Source organism: Shewanella sp. SM71, from assembly GCF_025653905.1.
Taxonomy (GTDB): Bacteria; Pseudomonadota; Gammaproteobacteria; order Enterobacterales; family Shewanellaceae; genus Shewanella; species Shewanella oncorhynchi.
Genome location: NZ_JAKKRW010000005.1, coordinates 19036 through 36499, shown reverse-complemented (window position 1 = coordinate 36499; position 17464 = coordinate 19036). Strand labels below are relative to the sequence as shown.

Here is a 17464-nt window from a genome sequence, read left to right as displayed (position 1 = left end):
ACCTTTAACGGCCAAAAGCATAGAAGACACGTTTCTCCGCTACGTAAAGCCCCTATCTAAGCCACATTTAGTCAGTAAAACAGCCTGTACCAAGGCGACTCATTATCGATAATCCTGACCCATAGTGACACGTAACACAATCCTTATCGCCATAAATACCTTGCGGCATAGGCTTATTGCTCAGTTATCCAACACAAAAAAATTCTTAACAAAGAATCCCTTGGTATCGCAGCACGTTACCGTATAATGGATAAGTTAACAGCACACATCAAAGAGACCTATCATGACTGAAATCAATGCGGCTTTGGCTGGCTTTATCAAAAATGTAAAACAACATCAGACGCTTTGGGGTCTAATGGATGAAACTGGCGAAGGCTGGGTCGTTTGTGATTCTTCAGAATTTGAAGACACAGATGTGATGCCATTATGGTCAAATGAAGCTACTGCAAAATCCCATTGCAGCGACGAATGGCACGACTATCAACCCGTTTCTATTTCATTAGAAGAATTTCTAGAATATTGGGTCTCAGATCTAAACGACGATGGTGTATTGATCGGTGTTGATTGGCAAACCGATGAAGATTGTCTTGAACTTGATCCGATTGTTTTAGCAAAAGATTTGGTTGATGTTGAAGAAGTTTAATCGCTTCAGTATGCCATTGATGACATCAAGGACTGAGGTGCTCATTCCTTGATGTCTGCTATTCCGCTTATCGATATTCCCTTCGACAAACGCCATACTTGCTGGTTTTGTGGCGAACCGAGCCATCAACACTTCGAATATATCGCACACACACATACACCACATGCTTCGTTAGCTGTGCCCGCCTGCAGCGAATGTTTGCGATTAGCCAAACAACATACTCTTAGCTCCATTTGGGATTGTCGTATGGCCGTCAAAGATGCACTGATGCGTATTTATGCGAAACACCTCGCCATTGGGATTAATTGGACCGAAGAAGAGCTTGCTGAGTCCGAATTCTCCTGCAAAGTGTTTGAAGGTTTTAAAAAAAGTGCTTGGATGATGTACCAAATTGCCCGCGACCGTATCAATGCGCCCAGTTGGCCACTGGTATTAGAGGGCGAAGAAATTGACGACCAAGGTTATAGCGCAGGTTTTGAATTCGATGGCGTGACTTTTAATTCAGTCAATGCCGCTATCCAATACTATTCGACGCAATTCACTTTAGATCCACAGTTTTTTGCCGAACTGGTAAGCCTCGTCGGTCGAGCAAGATTCAACTATGCCTTAAGGCTCGCCCGTATCCATATCGCCGCCGCCAAAGAAATGAAGCGCCAAGTATTACACGATGTAGCAGCCGAATTAGCGTTATAACCACGCATGTTACAGGTAGTGGGTTGGCAGATGTTTGCAGAAAAGCAGTTAAAAAAGTAGCAGTTGAAAGAATGTGATTCAAAGACCGTATTAAAAACTGTTATTAAAGCGTTAATTCAAAGCACTAAACCTACCGATGATCGACTCAAGGTCAATCACCGATAGTTCGAATCTCAAAATGCGATCAGTGATTGATCACTTGTCTTAATCTTTCTTGCACCACTTCCACCAGCAAATCCGGTTGGAACTTAGAAATAAACTTATCACAGCCCACTTTTTCAACCATGGCATGGTTAAAACTGCCACTCAACGAAGTATTTAAGGTGATGAATAAATCCGACATAGCTTTATCGCTACGCACTTCAGAAGTGAGCTTATAACCGTCCATTTCGGGCATTTCGGCATCGGTAATCATCATCAATAATTCTTTGGCAACTTGTTTACCTTCATCACGCCATTTCTGCAATAACGTCAGTGCTTGTAAGCCATCAGATGCCTCAATAATTTCGATACCCAGTTGGCCTAACGTTTCACGCACTTGACGTCTGGCGGTCGATGAATCATCCACAATCAGAATTTTTCTACCTGGCATTTCATGGACTAAGGTTTCGTCGAGTACACCTTCAGATAAACGGATATCGTAGTGAATGATCTCCGCCAAGACTTTTTCTACGTCGATAATAGACACTAACTGCGACTGACCTTGATGCTCTATGCGAGTAATTGCCGTTAGATAATTATTACGTCCAGCCGTTTTCGGCGGCGGCATAATATCGCTCCAAGTCATGTTGATAATGTGTTCAACCTTACCGACTAAGAAACCCTGCACACTACGGTTATATTCTGTGATGATCATATTGGCATCTTCGTTAGGCGGCACGGGCTTAAACCCTATGGCCGAACGTAAATCAATCACGGGGATGGAAATCCCACGAATATTAGCAACACCAGAAATATGCGGATGACTACCCGGCATCGCATTCAAGGGAGGAAGCTTGACGACTTCTTTGACTTTAAAGACGTTAATGGCAAATAACTGCGTGGAATTAATGCTAAAGAGCAACAACTCAAGTCGGTTCTCACCAACGAGTTTGGTACGCTGATCTACGGTTGCAAGTACGTTTGCCATAATGCTGCTTCTCTACTCTTGAGGAAAATCCTTTCCCCACATGCGACGGATTAGCTCAAATTATAGCGGTAAACTCCCATGAAGAACCATGCCGAGAGTCTATTTTATCTAAAAATTACAACCACTCTCGCAAAGTTCGGCCATAAACTTCGTTTAGCGCATCTCAGATATCTGCATCCCTAAGCTGATATCTTCAGATAATACGCGGCATTGCTAATATTTGGTCTTAGTGTTAACGCTATCATTTAATCCTAACGATTCAATTTAGGTTAAGCATCAACTCTAACGCCTAACGCCTAACGCCTAACGCAATATTTTCTGGGCGAGCACCATACCCGCAAGATTAAAGGCATTTCTATCGCGGACAATCTCAAATCCCAGCTGGCGCAATACCGTTAACAACTCACTATGATTAAAGCGATTCTGTTGTGGATGCTCAAATAAGCGCCGGCTCAATGGGTTACAAATTGCGGCACGATATAAATCCTCTATCACAAAGTATCCGTTCGGTTTCAGCACCCTTACAACTTCCTTAATGGCCGCTTGCCACTCTGGAATATGGTGAAATACGGCAAAATCAAACACCATATCAAACTCGCTATCGGCAAAGGGTAAACATGTTGCATCAGCAACCGAGAAACTCAGCCCTTTTAATCCTTGCGGCCGAGATTGCCAGCGGGATTGTGCGGAGGCAACCATGTCAGGGTCGATATCCACGGCCGTGATATGTCCCGCGCCAAAATGTTCGCGGATCAACTGAATGCCGTTACCAAACCCACAACCTATTTCTAATGCGCGTTCGCACAAAGCCATAGGTTTTGGCATCATAGAGGTCAATAAGGGCGCTTCGAGATGATTTTGTAGCCAAAAACGTAATGGATGCTGAACGATCTTTTTCTCAAATGGATTTAATTTCATGCCATCCTCTCACTATGGGTAAACTACTGTTGAATAATTTTACTGATCGAACTGCCATTATGGTACGTAATGATAGGAACATAAGTTCACCAGAGGCCACGATGAAATTACCTCTTTTTCCATTACCCATTTGTTTATTGCCCGAAGGTTACACGCAACTGCGGGTATTTGAACCTAGATATAAGCGCTTGGTCGCCGAATCATTAAAGTCAGGCCAAGGCTTTGGCTTATGTATGCTTGAAGAGGATGGTAAAACCATTCAGCCCATAGGCACCTTAGTGCATATTATTGATTTTGAAACCTTACCAGACGGACTATTAGGGATCAGTATTCAAGGTTCAAAACGCTTTAAACTTGATAAAATCAGTGTCGAAGCTGATGGTTTAAAGCGCGGAGACGTCAGTTTAATCGACAATTGGCCTGCTGTACGTATTGCGACCGATGAACGTTACTTGAGTCAAATGTTACAAAACATTCTTAAGGAATATCCGCAACATCTCAAGCACTACCAAACAGAACAGTTCGATGATATCGCTTGGGTCTGCCAGCGCTGGCTAGAAATATTACCCGTACAAGCATCCGAAAAGTACACCTGCATTAATGCCTTAGATCATATTATGACCCGAGATCTATTGCGCGCCGTCATTAAATAATACTGTGAATGATCCTTTATTTAAGCCACTTCGTATTGATTGAAAGTTTGACAGCAAAAATGGGCTCAGAAGTGCAACACACTTCTCAATTTTGTCGTTACTGATATCACACTCAGCACTCACGACTGCGATAAGAGCGAAAATAATGGAAAATATTCAATCACAAAGCAGGCAAACTCGGTATCATGTCCCAATCACGTCTCTGACTAATTCGGCTATGGATAACGAAATTCCAGCTTCCCAAACCTGCGAGCCTCAAGCGGATGCTTTAATCACGTTTATGCTACAAGTAGCAGACAACCGAGACAGAGCCGCCTTTGGTCACTTATTCCAGCATTTCATGCCCAAGATCCGAGCATTTGGTTTACAAAGACTGAATCAACAAGGGTTGGCGATGGATTTAGTACAAGAAACCATGACCAGCGTTTGGACTAAGGCTCATCTATATAATGCAGAAAAAGGGTCAGTGACAACTTGGGTGTTTACCATTATGCGTAATCAATGTTTCGATATGCTTAGACGGGTACAACACAATAGAGAAGATACTTTCGGTGATGATATTTGGCCGCTGTGTGATGCGACCATGGCTCAGGACACACTCACTGATCACAAGTTGACGGCTAAATTACTCCAACATCTTGATGCCCTTCCCATAGCACAAAGACAAGTTGTGCAAGGCATTTACATGCAAGAACTCACTCAACAAGAGCTAGCCGATGCCCTAAAGGTACCAATAGGGACCATAAAGTCCCGTTTAAGATTAGGGCTAGAAAAGTTGAAAAGTTTCTTGGAGACACACAATGATTAAACATCATCCCCAACAAGAATTACTCGTCAGCCATGCCAATGGGAACTTACCTTTATCAATGGCGATAGCAATATCCGCACACTGCGACCTATGTGAGACTTGTCGAGAGCAGCTTGCCCTATTCACAGAACAAGCTGCAAATTTAGCATTAAATCCTGATAGCAGTCATGCTGCAAATGATACGGGCGAAGAGTTGATGCACAGAGAGTATGTTGAGGTGCAACACTCAGGCGGCAATCAAGAATCGGCATTGGACATTGACGCTATGATGGCGCAAATCATGGCTCAACCGGCAGCGACAAATGTGCCTAATAACGCCCCTATCGATGTCGACATAAAGCAACAGAATTACACTGTGCCCTCGGTGTTTCGTCAGCATTTGGCCCGTCCATGGCAAATATTAGGCAAAGTCAGTCGCATGCGTTTTGATGTCGATGAAACGAACACCCGCGCTAGCCTATTGCATATAGATGCCCAAGGTGAAATCCCCCAACATACCCATAAAGGTTATGAACTAACACTATTACTAGCCGGGGAGTTTTCCGATCTAAATGGTGACTATGTGCCTGGTGATTTTATCGTGCTCGACGGCCAACACCATCACTCACCGAAAACCATTAACGGTTGCTTATGCTACACAGTATTAGATGCACCGCTGCATTTTACCAAAGGTCTGAGTAAGCTACTCAATCCCATAGGTGAACTGATTTATTAAACCTTTTGACTGAGTTTTTAAACAACAGCAAACGCATAGATTCATTTATAAATTCAGTTTAATAATTCCATTACATAAATGACTATGATTAATCCCATTAAAATGACCTATTTTAGTGGGATTTTTTATAACATTTACCTATAAAACGGCAATATTAACCTTAGTCAATTACCACAAAAATAAAAACGAACCCATAAATAGGCCTGGCAATTCCTCTTTAAATCAAGTAAATGGCCACAAAAAACACACTTTAATTCAACATTGGCAAATAAATAATGACATAGAATAAAAATTAAACTTGCATAAGCCATTTTTATTGATATACTGCACGTCGTTTTGAGATACACCTTGTTGTTTACCTTTTTAACCCAGCCTGATATTTAGCAATCAGAGTTCGGTCCTCATAAAGAAAGCCTACTACAAGCAAAACCCCATAAGCTCAATCATTCGATATCACTAAAATCATGTGGTTATGTCTGTGAACTTACCGTTCTCCTTGTTGTCATAGTATTGTCATTAAGCTATGGTCAACTGGTTGAATCGAGTTATTCCATTGACGTAATCGACAACATGAAATATTTATCGATTAAGCATCTCTTGATTAATGAATCAAAGATGGGGTAACCTCGATACTCAATAGAACGAATCTTTCGCACAATTGCTAAGGATATTTTATAGTTACAACTATCTCACCTATGGGTGAATTAACAAAAAGGAGTGTGGCATATGTCATACAAAATTAATGGACATGAAATTACAGTGAACTTCCCTGTAGATTCAATCTCAGTAAATAAAACCTCAATTGCTTTTACCGATCGTCAAGGTAAAAACAGACAGACTTTTTCTAAACGTACAGAAGCCATCAGCTTTATGAAATGGTTATTGTCCGCGAACAAATAAGTCAAAAAGTAAGTAAAACGATAAGTTAAAAATTAATACCGCAGTACCCGTTTACTCAAGTGTATTTAATCGGTTTCCATTATCTTCGCAGTACCGAGCACTTAAGTAGACTGATAGCCGAATGTCACGAACACGCTATCCTTTTTTACGTCATTATGACGAGCACATTTGGTTCAGGCTGTATCTCTCTCACACAGATACCTGCCGAACCAAATGAGTCAAATGAGTCAAATCCAGCGTTAGATCACCTCTTTCCATTGCAGCATCCGCTAATATTCATACACATGAATACTGTTCAGCACATCATCTATGCCAAAACCCAATACTCAAATTGCCATGCAAACCTTGATAAACCAGATCAAAGAGACTATTCCACTCAATTTAGAAGAAGCACAACTGTGCCAGGGACAATGTTTAGGTTGTTCGAAGAAAATGCTGGAAATGTTAGATGCCGAAATCAGTTATTGGCAATTTAGTGAGGTGACGCCTAGCCTAAAAGATTTAAAAAACCTCGAAAACATTGGCCGTCGTACCTATAAAATTCTTAAACGGAACCAGTTACTGTCTTAATCGCTTGTATTTGCATTTGACTATTTATGGGGCGTTTTACTTACACGACTTAAAATAAATTCAAAACTTAACTGACAATATGACCCTAATAGAAATCACATTGCCAGTTTTATCTTCGCTATTGTCGATAGCCGTTAAAAATCACAAATCGATAGGCTCAACTTCTAGACTCTGCCAACCTTGCGCGAATATCTGCCAAAGAATATTCCGTTAATAGTTCACCATCGGCAAATACGGGGACAAACTCGCAATTGTTGACATCTTGCCAGCTGGCTTGATCTTTAAGATAAAATTGACCCTGCTCATCTTTAAATACCGCCACTAAACCCTTAGCGGATTTTTTAGTGCCATCATCTGTTTTAGGATCTTTAAATATTTCTCTGTCTTTACCATCAACTTTCGCAAAGGTCGCTTTCACGGCATAACCGTCAGTATCTCGGGTCACGTGTTGATAGGTAAAACTGCCAATTCCAAACACAATATTAGTTGACGCAAAACCTTTAGCCTTTAATCCGGCACAAATGGCTTCAGCACGTTCAATGGTGATTGAATCGCCATAAATCAGTCCAACATGGCTATTCAGCGCTTTGTAACCTTTGGCAGTTGTGCTACCCCCAAAGACGTCCCACAGACACTCAATAGCGCCTTTATATTCAGGACTCCCGATTGGTGCTTGTGGATCGCCACAAATGATCTTCACAGGGCAACCGGTATCAGGCCTAAACACCACTTTGCCATCGCGGGCAAGAATGCGGTCTTTTAACGCTAAGGTGAATTCTGTCATCACCTGCCAAAAATCCCAAGAATCTGAAACAATGCTGACAATGCCCGTTGGGTAAATATCTTCAATCAGACGGCGGAACGTCTCTAATTCATTCTCCATGCCACCCGCGCACATCACACTGTGCTCCGTTGCGGCCACACTGCCGCCAACGAGTTCATTATCACTATCGGCACGGTAATATTGCTCAAGAAAATCAATCGCGGGAATGGTATCTGTACCCGTAAAACTGAGTAAATGGGCGGCGCCGCTCATTACCGCAGCCTCTGCACCATACATGCCGCGGAAACTAAAATCATGGCCCTGCCAATCAACAAATGCGATGTCACCATCGGTTTCTAAAGCATAAGCCTCAAATATTTTGCGGTATTGCAGCGCGGTAGTGGCACTGGTGCACATACCCCACACATTAGCGGAAAGGATGGTTTCGAGATAATTGGTCAACCAAAAGAACCGCTCATCAGTATTGTACAAAATCAAGCAAGGCACTTTTAATGGATACACAGAGCCTTCAGGTAATGCCATAATTTTAATTGGTAAATAGCCTAAATCATGCAACTCCTCAATATGCTGAGTGCCAACGTTATTCGGCCCGAGATAGTTATTGATACGGCGGGAGAATTGGCGAATGACCTGCTCTTTAGGTTGTTGAAAGAAATCACGGTTCCAACTGTCGATCAAGAAATGCTTGATAAAATATTGCAAGCCAAAAAACACCATTTGGTCAGTGTAACCACGACGGGATTTACGGGCGGTCAGGTTACTAAAAATCACTTGTGTATTATCGGGATATTGGCGACGGTGATCGACTTTGTAGCCATCAATGGCAGTAACGGGATTCAAATACATAATATTTTCCTTAATGATTCATATAACTCAAAACAGCATGACAATGACAGAACTCGCTCGAAATATGTGTGGGGACACCTAAACTATCGGTACAAAATAATCTGTCTATGCCCGCCTCGCGCAGTACCAACTCGCTGGCCTTATCTTCATAATGTGACACGATCAAAATAACGCTTTGTGCACCCTTTTGCTTTAATTTGATGGCAAGTTCAATAAAGGTTCTGCCACCCGCGCAAATATCGTCAACGATTAAGCAGGTTTTACCCGATAAGTCATCACAGAACACTTCGGTAGCGATAATATGGCCATTGACCACATCACGATGTTTATCGGCCCTGATCACCGGCATTCCCTGTAACGCTTTAGCTAAGCCGAATACTTTTTTATTCGCCCCCGCATCGGGCGAGACTAACACTAGCTCACCCGATAATTGGGCAGTGATGGCGGCGACAAAGCTGTGATTGTCTATAACCTGAACTCGGTCTAACAATGCGGCGGTGACATCGCTGTGAGGGTCAAAAACAGTGACCGAAGCATATTGCTGCTGATTAATCAGGCTAGCATAGACTTTTACCGACAAGGCTTCACCCAGATTACACACTCTATCTTGGCGAGCGCCCGGCATATAAGGCAGTAACAGATCAATTTGCTCTGCACCACTGCGACGCAATGCATCAGTTAACAACAAGAGCTGCATGATGGAATGATCGCCACGATAACCGAAGAAAACTGTGACGCGTTTCGCTGGAGGAACCAGTAGTTGAACGTGGTTTTCCCCCGCACCAAATTGAAATAAACGGTAGTGAGTCTCATCGCTAGCTGCGGGTAACCGATAAAAATCGGCTTGCGAACATTGAGCGTGAGAAGCATCTTGAGATGTTTGAATACGTTGAGACATAGTAACCTCCTGTCTGTGGCAAGATTGCCGAAATTGACGGCGCCCTTGTTGTCTACATGAACAATAGTGTCTTAAAGACATTATGGTGTAAAGTTGATTTTTAGACTATTTCAAACGGAGCAACCTGAAATGTTATGCTTAAATGGCATATAGTGTCTTTTAGACACTATTAGTTGGAAAGACAACTAAGAAGCCACAATATGGGGTTCGAGTAATACAAGAACCTGAGACATTAAGGCAAAATCAGTAATTAAACAGCCTTTACTGATTCAAAGTCACCATGAATAAGGCATAAGCAGTCGCCGTAACTCATATTGAGCAAGGCGAATATCTGGCTTAAATCCACATTCACTGTGATCAACATTCTAAATTTCTTAAGAAGCGATACGATGCGGTATTGGGTTTCAAGCGGTATAAATTAGCAGGACGACCACGTTCGGTGCGCTTTAATCCCGTATCGATCAATAAATCGGCCTGTTCAACCCGCCGACGAAAAGATTTACCTTGGATAGGCTTGCCCAGTAAAACCTCATGAACATGCTGCAGTTCTGGCAAGGTAAAAGGTTCAGACAGTGCAAATCCTGGCACTAAAGAATATAAGGCTTTCTGTGTTAAGCGTTCCCGCGCTTGCTCAATTAACTGCAAATGATCAAACGCCAAGGGCATCTGCAACACATCTGCTAATGGCCACCACTTAACATCACTCACTGAATCAATCTGAATTTGGCAAGCTTGATAACTCATCAAGGCGGTATAACACACAGTCACGGACCAGCCTCTTACATCGCGACCACGATTACCCACAGTACAGAGCTGCTCAATATAAGGTGGTACTACCGCGGTTTTCTCATGCAGTTTACGTAATACTGTTTGCTCAAGGGATTGATCGCAATTTTCATCGATAAACCCTCCAGGTAATCCCCATAAACCTAAAAATGGATGATTTGAGCGTTGTACTAGGAGTACTTTAAGTTGCTGATCGTGATAGGTAAACAATACTGCATCCACTGTCAGTAGCTGAGCCTTAAAAACCTTAGGATCGTAATTGGCGAGATATTCCGCTTCAGTCATTGATATTTCTCATCGTTCCAAATCATCAGCTTAACTTAGCATTACACAGCTTCAAACATATTATGTCTTAGCGTCACTAAGTCAATGATCAGAGGCACAGGATGAGCCACTTTGCCCAAATTTACGCTGATAACGTGGCAACATGGTCTCGTTCCCGAGTAAGCCACCTTGGTGGATATACATCACAGGACGAGAACCTCCGCCTTGTAAATATTCCTCAAGCACAATAAAACCTAAGGGATCGTAGAGTAATTCAAACTGCACGCCTGAGGCGCAGACCCGCTGCCACATGGCATAAAATTCCGGATAAAGTTTACCAAAATGATATTTCTTGCCGACATTAACAATCTGTGGATGCTCACTGGTATTGGTATTAAGCAACGAAAATTGCAAGCGCAAATAATCATCGCCACCGACAACGGCACAAGTCACGACACGAATATCCGTTTGCTGACGGATAAAATACTGATTTAAAAATAACGCAGTCGTTCCCGTCCCCGAAGGTAAAAACACCGTTAAATCAACCAATCCATTCGCCTGCGCAAACTGTACTATCTCTTGCGCCAATCTATTTATCCCGTATTCGGCGTAAGCACAGCGCCCCCCCTCTGGGATAAAAAGCGCCGTCGGCTCATTCACGAGTACTTGAGCCTCGATATAATCTGGGCAACTCAGTCGCACATCGCCCACTTGCGCAGTAGGGTCAGGCCTAGCATTAAGATTTGACAAAACGTGAGGCTCAGATTGCGACTGAGTGCACGCCTGCTTTTGTGCTATTAACACACTTAAATCGATAATATTAGCGCCATTCGCTAAAGCGGCAGCGTAATTGCCCGTAGGATGTTTAACCACTTGACTGGCAATATGATCTACATAAAAATCACATTGCCAGCCTTTCATCTTCGCTAATGTTGACAATGAATACAGTGAGTTAGCCAATGGCGAGCCGTGACCTATCACCTTGCTGATGCCTGCAAATTCATGATCTAAAAAATAGCCGAATTTGCGAGCTTTATTGCCACTAAACGCCGGATGCAGTAAATCATCACGTTTTAGGAATATGTCTCTGCCAGCAAAGGCAAATGTATCGACAGGGGAATTTGCAAACATCAAGCTACTCAAACGATTAAATTCTCTGGTTTTTAAACCAGTTAAGGGAAGGCTAGTGTAACTCCGCCCTTCCTGTTACGCCCTTAAGAAATTATCAATTTGGCGAAAAACTAGTGAAAATGACACATGAATCTCGAATACATATAATTAACCAATTGATTATGAACAATTTAAATAGTTGGCATAGTTATCGCTTAGACATTGACATATATTCAATTTATCGAAGCTAACGATAAAGGCTAACAGGGTAAACATAAGGAGCTTTCAATGGCTGTATTACGCTTAATATTCAACATAGCTTGGTTTGTACTCGGCGGATTTGTGATGGGACTCGCTTGGTGGCTCGCAGGTATCCTGTGTTTTATCAGTATCATTGGTATTCCCTTCGGCCGCGCCTGTTTTGTTATCGGCGAAATGACCTTTTGGCCCTTCGGCCAAGAACAAATGAACCGTCGCCACTTAACTGGACGTGAAGACTTGGGCACAGGTGCATTAGGCATGGTAGGAAATATCATTTGGTTCTTACTGTTTGGGATCTGGTTAGCCATAGGGCATTTGGTCCACGCCTTAGCTTGTTTTGTGACGATTATCGGTATTCCCTTTGGGATACAACATCTTAAGTTAGCTTTAATCAGCCTCACACCGATAGGCCAAACCGTAGTGGCTAAAGCTTAATAAGACAATGTGTTAACTGCGCTATTCACTCTCGATTATTTGGTTTCAAGAGTGGATAGCGCTTTGTCATCCCATACAGCAAATATCGCTTCGTTTAAGGCTATTTCTTCCTCCAATAAATCGTTGCAATCATATTGAGTATTGGCAGGCTCACTATCCACAGAAAACTGCACTTGCGGCTTAGTCGCCCCCACAATTTCCAACAGATAATGCGCCAGTTTTGCGGGTGTATCTATAGCGGCATCGTGACCACAATACGCAAGTACAATCAAATCGGTGTAAAAATGCCGTGCTAACGCCTTACTCGATGCCATACTCACCAGCGCATCACGGTCACCGCAGAGCACAGTTATCGGTACTTCCACTGTCAATGGACATTGGTATTGAAAAGCCGCCCAAAGTTGTCGCCATACATTACGTCTACTTGGTGTGGTATCGCGGCGAAACTCACTCCACTTGACAATTAACTCTCGGTCTCGCCGATGACGAAAACTGGTTAAACGCACTATAGTCGACTCGATTGGATGTAAAGCGTTACCCCGAGCACGCATGAAAAAAGCCTTCAATGCATTCAGCGGATTAAATCTTTGATACCAATACGATAAATTCGCCGCACTGCTGTTTAATACAAAGGCATGCCTTATCTGCCAAGGTCGCTGGCATGCCATTTCCAACGCCAACATACCGCCCATAGACAAGCCGAGGAGATAAATAGTCTCCCCTTCCTGTACCTGCTCATCTAATTGCTGCCACACGGCATGGGCATAATCAGCAATCTTAAGCGGACTTAATTCGTGGGATAGCGTCCCATTGCCCGGAAGATCCGGTGTCAGCACTCGCAATCCCTTTTGTCGCAGACGCTGATCGAAACCATTCCAATGGCGCTGATCACGCATTAATCCCCTTAATAACACCCAAGTTGTCATGACTGAGACTCCCGATACCAATAATGCCGCGCACGCTCTGTCAGCTCAGTCAAACGTTCAGGTGTTAACTGCTCTAACGATTGGGCATAGGCCGCTTCCATCATAAATTGCATGAGTACTGTATGCCTGCGTAAAATCCTATGGTGACGATGTGTTTTTTGTGGATTAAAAAAGCCAGCAAAATTAAATATTTGTCTAGGATTCTTCTTTATCCATGCCCAAGATCCCATCTCTAATGTCAAAGGTAAAAATGGCACCTGAGCAGAAGGATCAGCCACTTGGTGCTGGCGATAGAGATAATCCCAAATATCACCATGAGTGCGATAAAACTGGCTCTGCGGCGCCAACCGATAATGGCCGTGATGGGGATAACTCTGTTCAAATAATTGTTTTAGATGAAAAATATAATTGGCATTTTCGAAGGCGGTACGGGTATGGGCGTAGGGGAACCAGATATGATCACTCAAGCCAAATCCCGAGTGGGCATCGAGCGAAATCAAACTTGTGCTGCGACTCAACAGTTGTTGTACATAGGCAACTAAACCCGCAGTTTCCAGCTCCATTCCCCCAATACCGCGATACCAGGGCAGCCGTGACGATATACGCTGTCCTCCCACCATAAAGGACACTTTTTCACGGGATTCTATCGGAGCGTTACGCATCAAATCCACTTGATTACCATTGCCCCGCGTTCCCATGAATAACCCAACAGGATTCACTACAGGTACAAAAGCTAACCGCAGGCCCGTTAACATCTGTTGTAGGTGTTTATCCCAAACAAGCCGCTGCAATAAACTGTTTAACAATGCCAAAATAACTTGAGATCCAATACGCTCAACCCCATGCACGCCCCCCACAAAGAGTACTGTCGGACAAGGCGTATCTGTACCACCTAACTCAACACTGTAAAGGGGGAAATGCTCTTGGCGGAATGGAATGTCGGCAAGGATCTGATAATCTAACTTAAGATGATGAGTATCAATGAGTTGCTGCAGCGTATCTAACTCAAATGGAAGCTCAAAAGGAAGTTTCTTCATGTCACCTTAATCAATAAAATGAGAGAACAACTCATGCCGTTAAAGTGATACTAATAGTGAACAAAGACAAAATGATGACAAACTGCATATCAGAAGTGACTGTACGGGGAAATAAGCAGAAAAATAACGAGTAAAACAAAGAATAAACTATCCTAAAACCCTACATTAGTCTTCACGATAAAGTAGCTCTCCAATGATGGTTTCTACGTCAACCTGCGCTAAACCTTGGTCAACAATATCTCGCCAACGCCGTCCCTCTTCTGTATTACGAAACGCGATATAGAGCTGCTTATTCGCCAGAATTTGCCGATTGATTTGCAACTTTGTCGCCAGCGGCTGTAAGGGCTTTTGCTTGAGTAAATAGTGCAGAACGTTGACATCAATCACCGCGGCATCAATCCGACCTGCGGCAACTTTTTTGACATTATGCTCATCCGAAGTCACAGCTTCAGTCCGCTGTACACCGGAAACGATCATGCGATCTAAGGCCTGAGTATTCACATAATCTTTCACCACACCTAAGGTATAGCGATTAAGATCTTCAATATAATTCCAACTTACTGGATGGGACTTTTGCTCCACCAGCCCCAATGGACTTTCGCCAATCGGTTTTGAAAAGATAAACTTTTCTGTCTCTACATAGTATTCAGGAAAATAACCTATGTAGTCAGAGTTCGGCATAGTCGTAAGTTTGACAGCGCGGCTCCACGGATAAAAATCCACTTTTAACTGATGTCCCATAACGTTCAGCGCCGCCCGTACCACGGCAATACTGGCACCCTGCTCCGTTAATTGCTCTCCTGAATAAGGCGGCCAAAGTAAAGAAGTGAGCATTAAGGTATCCGCTTTAGCTACGCTCAATCCCATAAAGGAAAGACAATACACAAGGAGCATTGAACGCCATCGAACCATTTAGTACTCCTTTGCCTACATGGATTTACGACTACATCATCGACAACTTAACGCTTTCGTTTTTATCTGCCGAGATTTTATGACTGGTTAGATTTTATGACTAGTTTTAGTATAGCCATCAAGCCACAGCGGGGAAGTGAAGTTTTGTTACAATTAGAATAACGACATTAGCAGCAAAAGCTAACTCAAAGTACAGCTTGGCTTGATGGTATGACTCGCCGACTTTTTCATTAGCCAATTAGCTTGTTCGTTTATCTGCTAACCGAAATAGCTAGACAGAATAAAATTCAAGCCGCATTGCGCGGCTTGGAAGTCAAATATCAATAGTATTAATCAACTCAAAGCCAAATGACTTAAGCATTAATATGTTCATATAACTCTTGATACATCAGCTCACGCATTTTGAATTTCTGAATTTTTCCCGTCACTGTCATTGGATACTGATCCACAAACTTGATGTAGCGCGGCACTTTAAAGTAGGCGAATTTCTCGGTGAGAAAATGACGAATATCAGCCTCTGTAATCACGGCTCCTGAGCGGACTTTGATCCAAGCACACACTTCCTCGCCGTATTTATCGCTTTGAACGCCAAAGACCGCCGCATCCTGCACATCTTTATGGGTGTAAAGTTTCTCTTCAATCTCACGGGGATAAATATTCTCGCCGCCGCGAATAATCATATCTTTAATGCGCCCCACAATTTGCACATAACCTTGCTCATCCATTTGGCCAATATCGCCCGAATGTAGCCAGCCTTGACTGTCTATGGTTGCCGCCGTTTTCTCAGGATCATTCCAATAACACTGCATAATGCAGTAACCGCGACTACAAACTTCGCCGGGTTGATTAATTGGCAGCACTTCGCCAAATTCATCGACAATTTTCACTTCGGTATGGGGTAAAGCACGGCCAACCGTGAGCACACGTTTCTCTACGGGTGAGTCGATTTCAGTAATGTGATTAAGCGGACTGCATTCAGTCTGCCCATAACCAATCAGCACTTCCTTCATATACATCAGGTTTTGTACTCGGCGCATCACTTCTTCAGGACAAGTTGCCCCCGCCATCACACCGGTACGTAAGGAACTCAAATCAAAACGAGCAAACTCTGTGTGTTCCAACTCGGCAATAAACATGGTCGGTACGCCATGCAAAGCGGTGCAACGCTCTTGCTCAATCACTTGCAATGTCGTCAGTGGATCGAAGGATTCACCGGGAAATACGGCAGTTGCGCCTTTGGCTAAGCAGACCAAACTGCCAAGTACCATGCCAAAACAATGGTATAAAGGCACTGGAATACAGAGTTTATCGTGACAGGTAAACTTCATCGCCTCTGCGACTAAATAGCCATTATTCAATATGTTATGATGGGATAGGGTCGCACCTTTCGGGCTGCCCGTCGTGCCAGAGGTAAACTGGATATTAATCGCATCGTACGGGCTTAATTCCTTAGCAATACTCTCGAGCATTATCCTGTCAGCGGCGGTCACATCAACGATCAAGTCATCAAAATTCAACATACCGACGGATTTCTCCGCGCCCATACGGATCACAAATTCAAGCTCAGGTACGGCTTTAGCTTGTAATTTACCCGCTGGGCAAGAGGTTAGCTCAGGCGCCAATTCATATAGCATCTCAAGATAATTGCTGGATTTAAACTTATCAGCACAAATTACCGCGCGACAACCCACGTTACTCAGCGCGTATTGCAACTCTTCAGGACGATACGCAGGATTAATACACACCATGATGGCGCCAATTTTAGCGGTCGCATATTGAGTTAAACACCACTCGATATTGTTAGGCGACCAAATCCCTACCCTATCACCAGACTTAATGCCGAGTTTTAATAGTCCTGTGGCGAGCGCATCGATTTGGGCAAGATATTGGCGGTAATTCCAGCGGATATGTTGATGGTGTACGACGACAGCTAATTGGTCGGGATACGTTGCCGCAATCTCATCAAGATATTGACCTATGGTCTTCTCAACGAGTTTCGGTGATGACTCGCCTCTAAACTCGCTAACGTTGAGCGGGCTTATAACTTGGCTTGTAGGAACTGACATTAAGGCCTCCGTGCATTTATTATTATGGTTAGCGAGGTCCAAACTAACCAATCCACGGATCATGTCACAAGTAAAAAAGCACTTTATTAGACTAAAGAGTAAGACAAACT

18 protein-coding genes are annotated in these 17464 nt (G+C 43.2%); 8 read left to right on the top strand and 10 right to left on the bottom strand.

What is annotated here, in order from left to right; translation table 11 throughout:
• Window positions 1-283: 283 nt before the first annotated feature.
• Window positions 284-643, top strand: a complete 360-nt coding sequence (locus L5L97_RS06225; RefSeq protein ID WP_028759614.1) for a DUF2750 domain-containing protein — start codon at window positions 284-286, stop codon at window positions 641-643.
• 51 nt (window positions 644-694) lie between these two features.
• Window positions 695-1336 carry a hypothetical protein gene (locus tag L5L97_RS06220; RefSeq protein WP_263181458.1) on the top strand — a complete coding sequence of 214 codons (642 nt, stop codon included), beginning with the start codon at window positions 695-697 and terminating at the stop codon, window positions 1334-1336.
• 184 nt (window positions 1337-1520) lie between these two features.
• On the opposite strand, the gene L5L97_RS06215 is transcribed toward L5L97_RS06220, so the two are convergent.
• Both L5L97_RS06215 and L5L97_RS06210 read right to left on the bottom strand, forming a co-directional pair.
• Entirely contained in the window at window positions 1521-2465 is a 945-nt protein-coding gene (locus tag L5L97_RS06215) for a chemotaxis protein CheV (protein ID WP_105252200.1), read from the bottom strand.
• Window positions 2466-2768: 303 nt separating this feature from the next.
• The gene (locus tag L5L97_RS06210) at window positions 2769-3383 is read right to left on the bottom strand and encodes a class I SAM-dependent methyltransferase (RefSeq protein ID WP_263181456.1); all 615 of its coding nucleotides are present in this window, start codon (window positions 3381-3383) and stop codon (window positions 2769-2771) included.
• Window positions 3384-3484: 101 nt separating this feature from the next.
• Here L5L97_RS06210 and L5L97_RS06205 point away from each other — a divergent pair, with 101 nt between their 5' ends.
• From L5L97_RS06205 to L5L97_RS06185, 5 genes are all read left to right on the top strand, one after another.
• Window positions 3485-4036 carry an LON peptidase substrate-binding domain-containing protein gene (locus L5L97_RS06205; protein WP_028759610.1) on the top strand — a complete coding sequence of 184 codons (552 nt, stop codon included), beginning with the start codon at window positions 3485-3487 and terminating at the stop codon, window positions 4034-4036.
• A gap of 145 nt (window positions 4037-4181) precedes the next feature.
• A complete protein-coding gene (locus L5L97_RS06200) occupies window positions 4182-4844 on the top strand; it encodes a sigma-70 family RNA polymerase sigma factor (RefSeq protein ID WP_028759609.1) in 663 nt (220 codons plus the stop codon).
• Window positions 4837-5559: a ChrR family anti-sigma-E factor gene (locus tag L5L97_RS06195; RefSeq protein ID WP_263168169.1), complete on the top strand. Its 723-nt coding sequence runs from the start codon at window positions 4837-4839 to the stop codon at window positions 5557-5559. Before L5L97_RS06200 ends, L5L97_RS06195 begins: the two co-directional genes overlap by 8 nt.
• Before the next feature lie 726 nt (window positions 5560-6285).
• Window positions 6286-6459 (top strand): hypothetical protein, encoded by a 174-nt coding sequence (locus tag L5L97_RS06190; protein WP_006082106.1) that lies wholly within the window; start codon window positions 6286-6288, stop codon window positions 6457-6459.
• A gap of 309 nt (window positions 6460-6768) precedes the next feature.
• Entirely contained in the window at window positions 6769-7029 is a 261-nt protein-coding gene (locus L5L97_RS06185; RefSeq protein ID WP_011789018.1) for a hypothetical protein, read from the top strand.
• 157 nt (window positions 7030-7186) lie between these two features.
• Here L5L97_RS06185 and L5L97_RS06180 read toward each other — a convergent pair whose 3' ends face one another.
• From L5L97_RS06180 to L5L97_RS06165, 4 genes are all read right to left on the bottom strand, one after another.
• Window positions 7187-8659: a nicotinate phosphoribosyltransferase gene (locus L5L97_RS06180; protein WP_263181455.1), complete on the bottom strand. Its 1473-nt coding sequence runs from the start codon at window positions 8657-8659 to the stop codon at window positions 7187-7189.
• Between the two features lie 10 nt (window positions 8660-8669).
• Window positions 8670-9557 carry a ribose-phosphate diphosphokinase gene (gene prs, locus L5L97_RS06175; RefSeq protein WP_263181454.1) on the bottom strand — a complete coding sequence of 296 codons (888 nt, stop codon included), beginning with the start codon at window positions 9555-9557 and terminating at the stop codon, window positions 8670-8672.
• A gap of 357 nt (window positions 9558-9914) precedes the next feature.
• Entirely contained in the window at window positions 9915-10628 is a 714-nt protein-coding gene (locus L5L97_RS06170) for an NrtR DNA-binding winged helix domain-containing protein (protein WP_131525016.1), read from the bottom strand.
• Between the two features lie 81 nt (window positions 10629-10709).
• Complete coding sequence (locus L5L97_RS06165) at window positions 10710-11738, bottom strand: pyridoxal-phosphate dependent enzyme (protein WP_263181452.1); 1029 nt, start codon at window positions 11736-11738, stop codon at window positions 10710-10712.
• A 267-nt stretch (window positions 11739-12005) separates the two neighbouring features.
• On the opposite strand from L5L97_RS06165, the gene L5L97_RS06160 reads away from it, so the two are divergent.
• Window positions 12006-12413, top strand: a complete 408-nt coding sequence (locus L5L97_RS06160) for a YccF domain-containing protein (RefSeq protein WP_263163022.1) — start codon at window positions 12006-12008, stop codon at window positions 12411-12413.
• A 35-nt stretch (window positions 12414-12448) separates the two neighbouring features.
• Here L5L97_RS06160 and L5L97_RS06155 read toward each other — a convergent pair whose 3' ends face one another.
• The 4 genes from L5L97_RS06155 to L5L97_RS06140 form a co-directional block, all read right to left on the bottom strand.
• A complete protein-coding gene (locus L5L97_RS06155) occupies window positions 12449-13339 on the bottom strand; it encodes an alpha/beta fold hydrolase (RefSeq protein WP_263176605.1) in 891 nt (296 codons plus the stop codon).
• Window positions 13336-14376: a M14 family metallopeptidase gene (locus L5L97_RS06150; protein WP_168827414.1), complete on the bottom strand. Its 1041-nt coding sequence runs from the start codon at window positions 14374-14376 to the stop codon at window positions 13336-13338. The genes L5L97_RS06155 and L5L97_RS06150 overlap by 4 nt, the downstream gene beginning before the upstream one ends.
• A gap of 165 nt (window positions 14377-14541) precedes the next feature.
• Complete coding sequence (locus tag L5L97_RS06145; RefSeq protein WP_212601317.1) at window positions 14542-15288, bottom strand: substrate-binding periplasmic protein; 747 nt, start codon at window positions 15286-15288, stop codon at window positions 14542-14544.
• Window positions 15289-15641: 353 nt separating this feature from the next.
• Window positions 15642-17354, bottom strand: coding sequence for an AMP-binding protein (locus L5L97_RS06140; protein WP_263181450.1), 1713 nt, complete (start codon window positions 17352-17354; stop codon window positions 15642-15644).
• Between the last annotated feature and the right edge of the window lie 110 nt (window positions 17355-17464).

Excerpts from the sequence above, each read along its gene's own strand:
- L5L97_RS06205 (WP_028759610.1), top strand. The coding sequence starts at position 3,485 with ATGAAATTACCTCTTTTTCCATTACCCATTTGTTTATTGCCCGAAGGT.
- L5L97_RS06170 (WP_131525016.1), bottom strand. The coding sequence starts at position 10,628 with ATGACTGAAGCGGAATATCTCGCCAATTACGATCCTAAGGTTTTTAAG.
- L5L97_RS06210 (WP_263181456.1), bottom strand. The coding sequence starts at position 3,383 with ATGAAATTAAATCCATTTGAGAAAAAGATCGTTCAGCATCCATTACGT.
- L5L97_RS06155 (WP_263176605.1), bottom strand. The coding sequence starts at position 13,339 with ATGACAACTTGGGTGTTATTAAGGGGATTAATGCGTGATCAGCGCCAT.
- L5L97_RS06185 (WP_011789018.1), top strand. The coding sequence starts at position 6,769 with ATGCCAAAACCCAATACTCAAATTGCCATGCAAACCTTGATAAACCAG.
- L5L97_RS06140 (WP_263181450.1), bottom strand. The coding sequence starts at position 17,354 with ATGTCAGTTCCTACAAGCCAAGTTATAAGCCCGCTCAACGTTAGCGAG.
- L5L97_RS06220 (WP_263181458.1), top strand. The coding sequence starts at position 695 with ATGTCTGCTATTCCGCTTATCGATATTCCCTTCGACAAACGCCATACT.
- L5L97_RS06180 (WP_263181455.1), bottom strand. The coding sequence starts at position 8,659 with ATGTATTTGAATCCCGTTACTGCCATTGATGGCTACAAAGTCGATCAC.
- L5L97_RS06225 (WP_028759614.1), top strand. The coding sequence starts at position 284 with ATGACTGAAATCAATGCGGCTTTGGCTGGCTTTATCAAAAATGTAAAA.
- L5L97_RS06150 (WP_168827414.1), bottom strand. The coding sequence starts at position 14,376 with ATGAAGAAACTTCCTTTTGAGCTTCCATTTGAGTTAGATACGCTGCAG.
- L5L97_RS06215 (WP_105252200.1), bottom strand. The coding sequence starts at position 2,465 with ATGGCAAACGTACTTGCAACCGTAGATCAGCGTACCAAACTCGTTGGT.
- L5L97_RS06145 (WP_212601317.1), bottom strand. The coding sequence starts at position 15,288 with ATGGTTCGATGGCGTTCAATGCTCCTTGTGTATTGTCTTTCCTTTATG.
- prs (WP_263181454.1), bottom strand. The coding sequence starts at position 9,557 with ATGTCTCAACGTATTCAAACATCTCAAGATGCTTCTCACGCTCAATGT.
- L5L97_RS06165 (WP_263181452.1), bottom strand. The coding sequence starts at position 11,738 with ATGTTTGCAAATTCCCCTGTCGATACATTTGCCTTTGCTGGCAGAGAC.
- L5L97_RS06200 (WP_028759609.1), top strand. The coding sequence starts at position 4,182 with ATGGAAAATATTCAATCACAAAGCAGGCAAACTCGGTATCATGTCCCA.
- L5L97_RS06160 (WP_263163022.1), top strand. The coding sequence starts at position 12,006 with ATGGCTGTATTACGCTTAATATTCAACATAGCTTGGTTTGTACTCGGC.
- L5L97_RS06190 (WP_006082106.1), top strand. The coding sequence starts at position 6,286 with ATGTCATACAAAATTAATGGACATGAAATTACAGTGAACTTCCCTGTA.
- L5L97_RS06195 (WP_263168169.1), top strand. The coding sequence starts at position 4,837 with ATGATTAAACATCATCCCCAACAAGAATTACTCGTCAGCCATGCCAAT.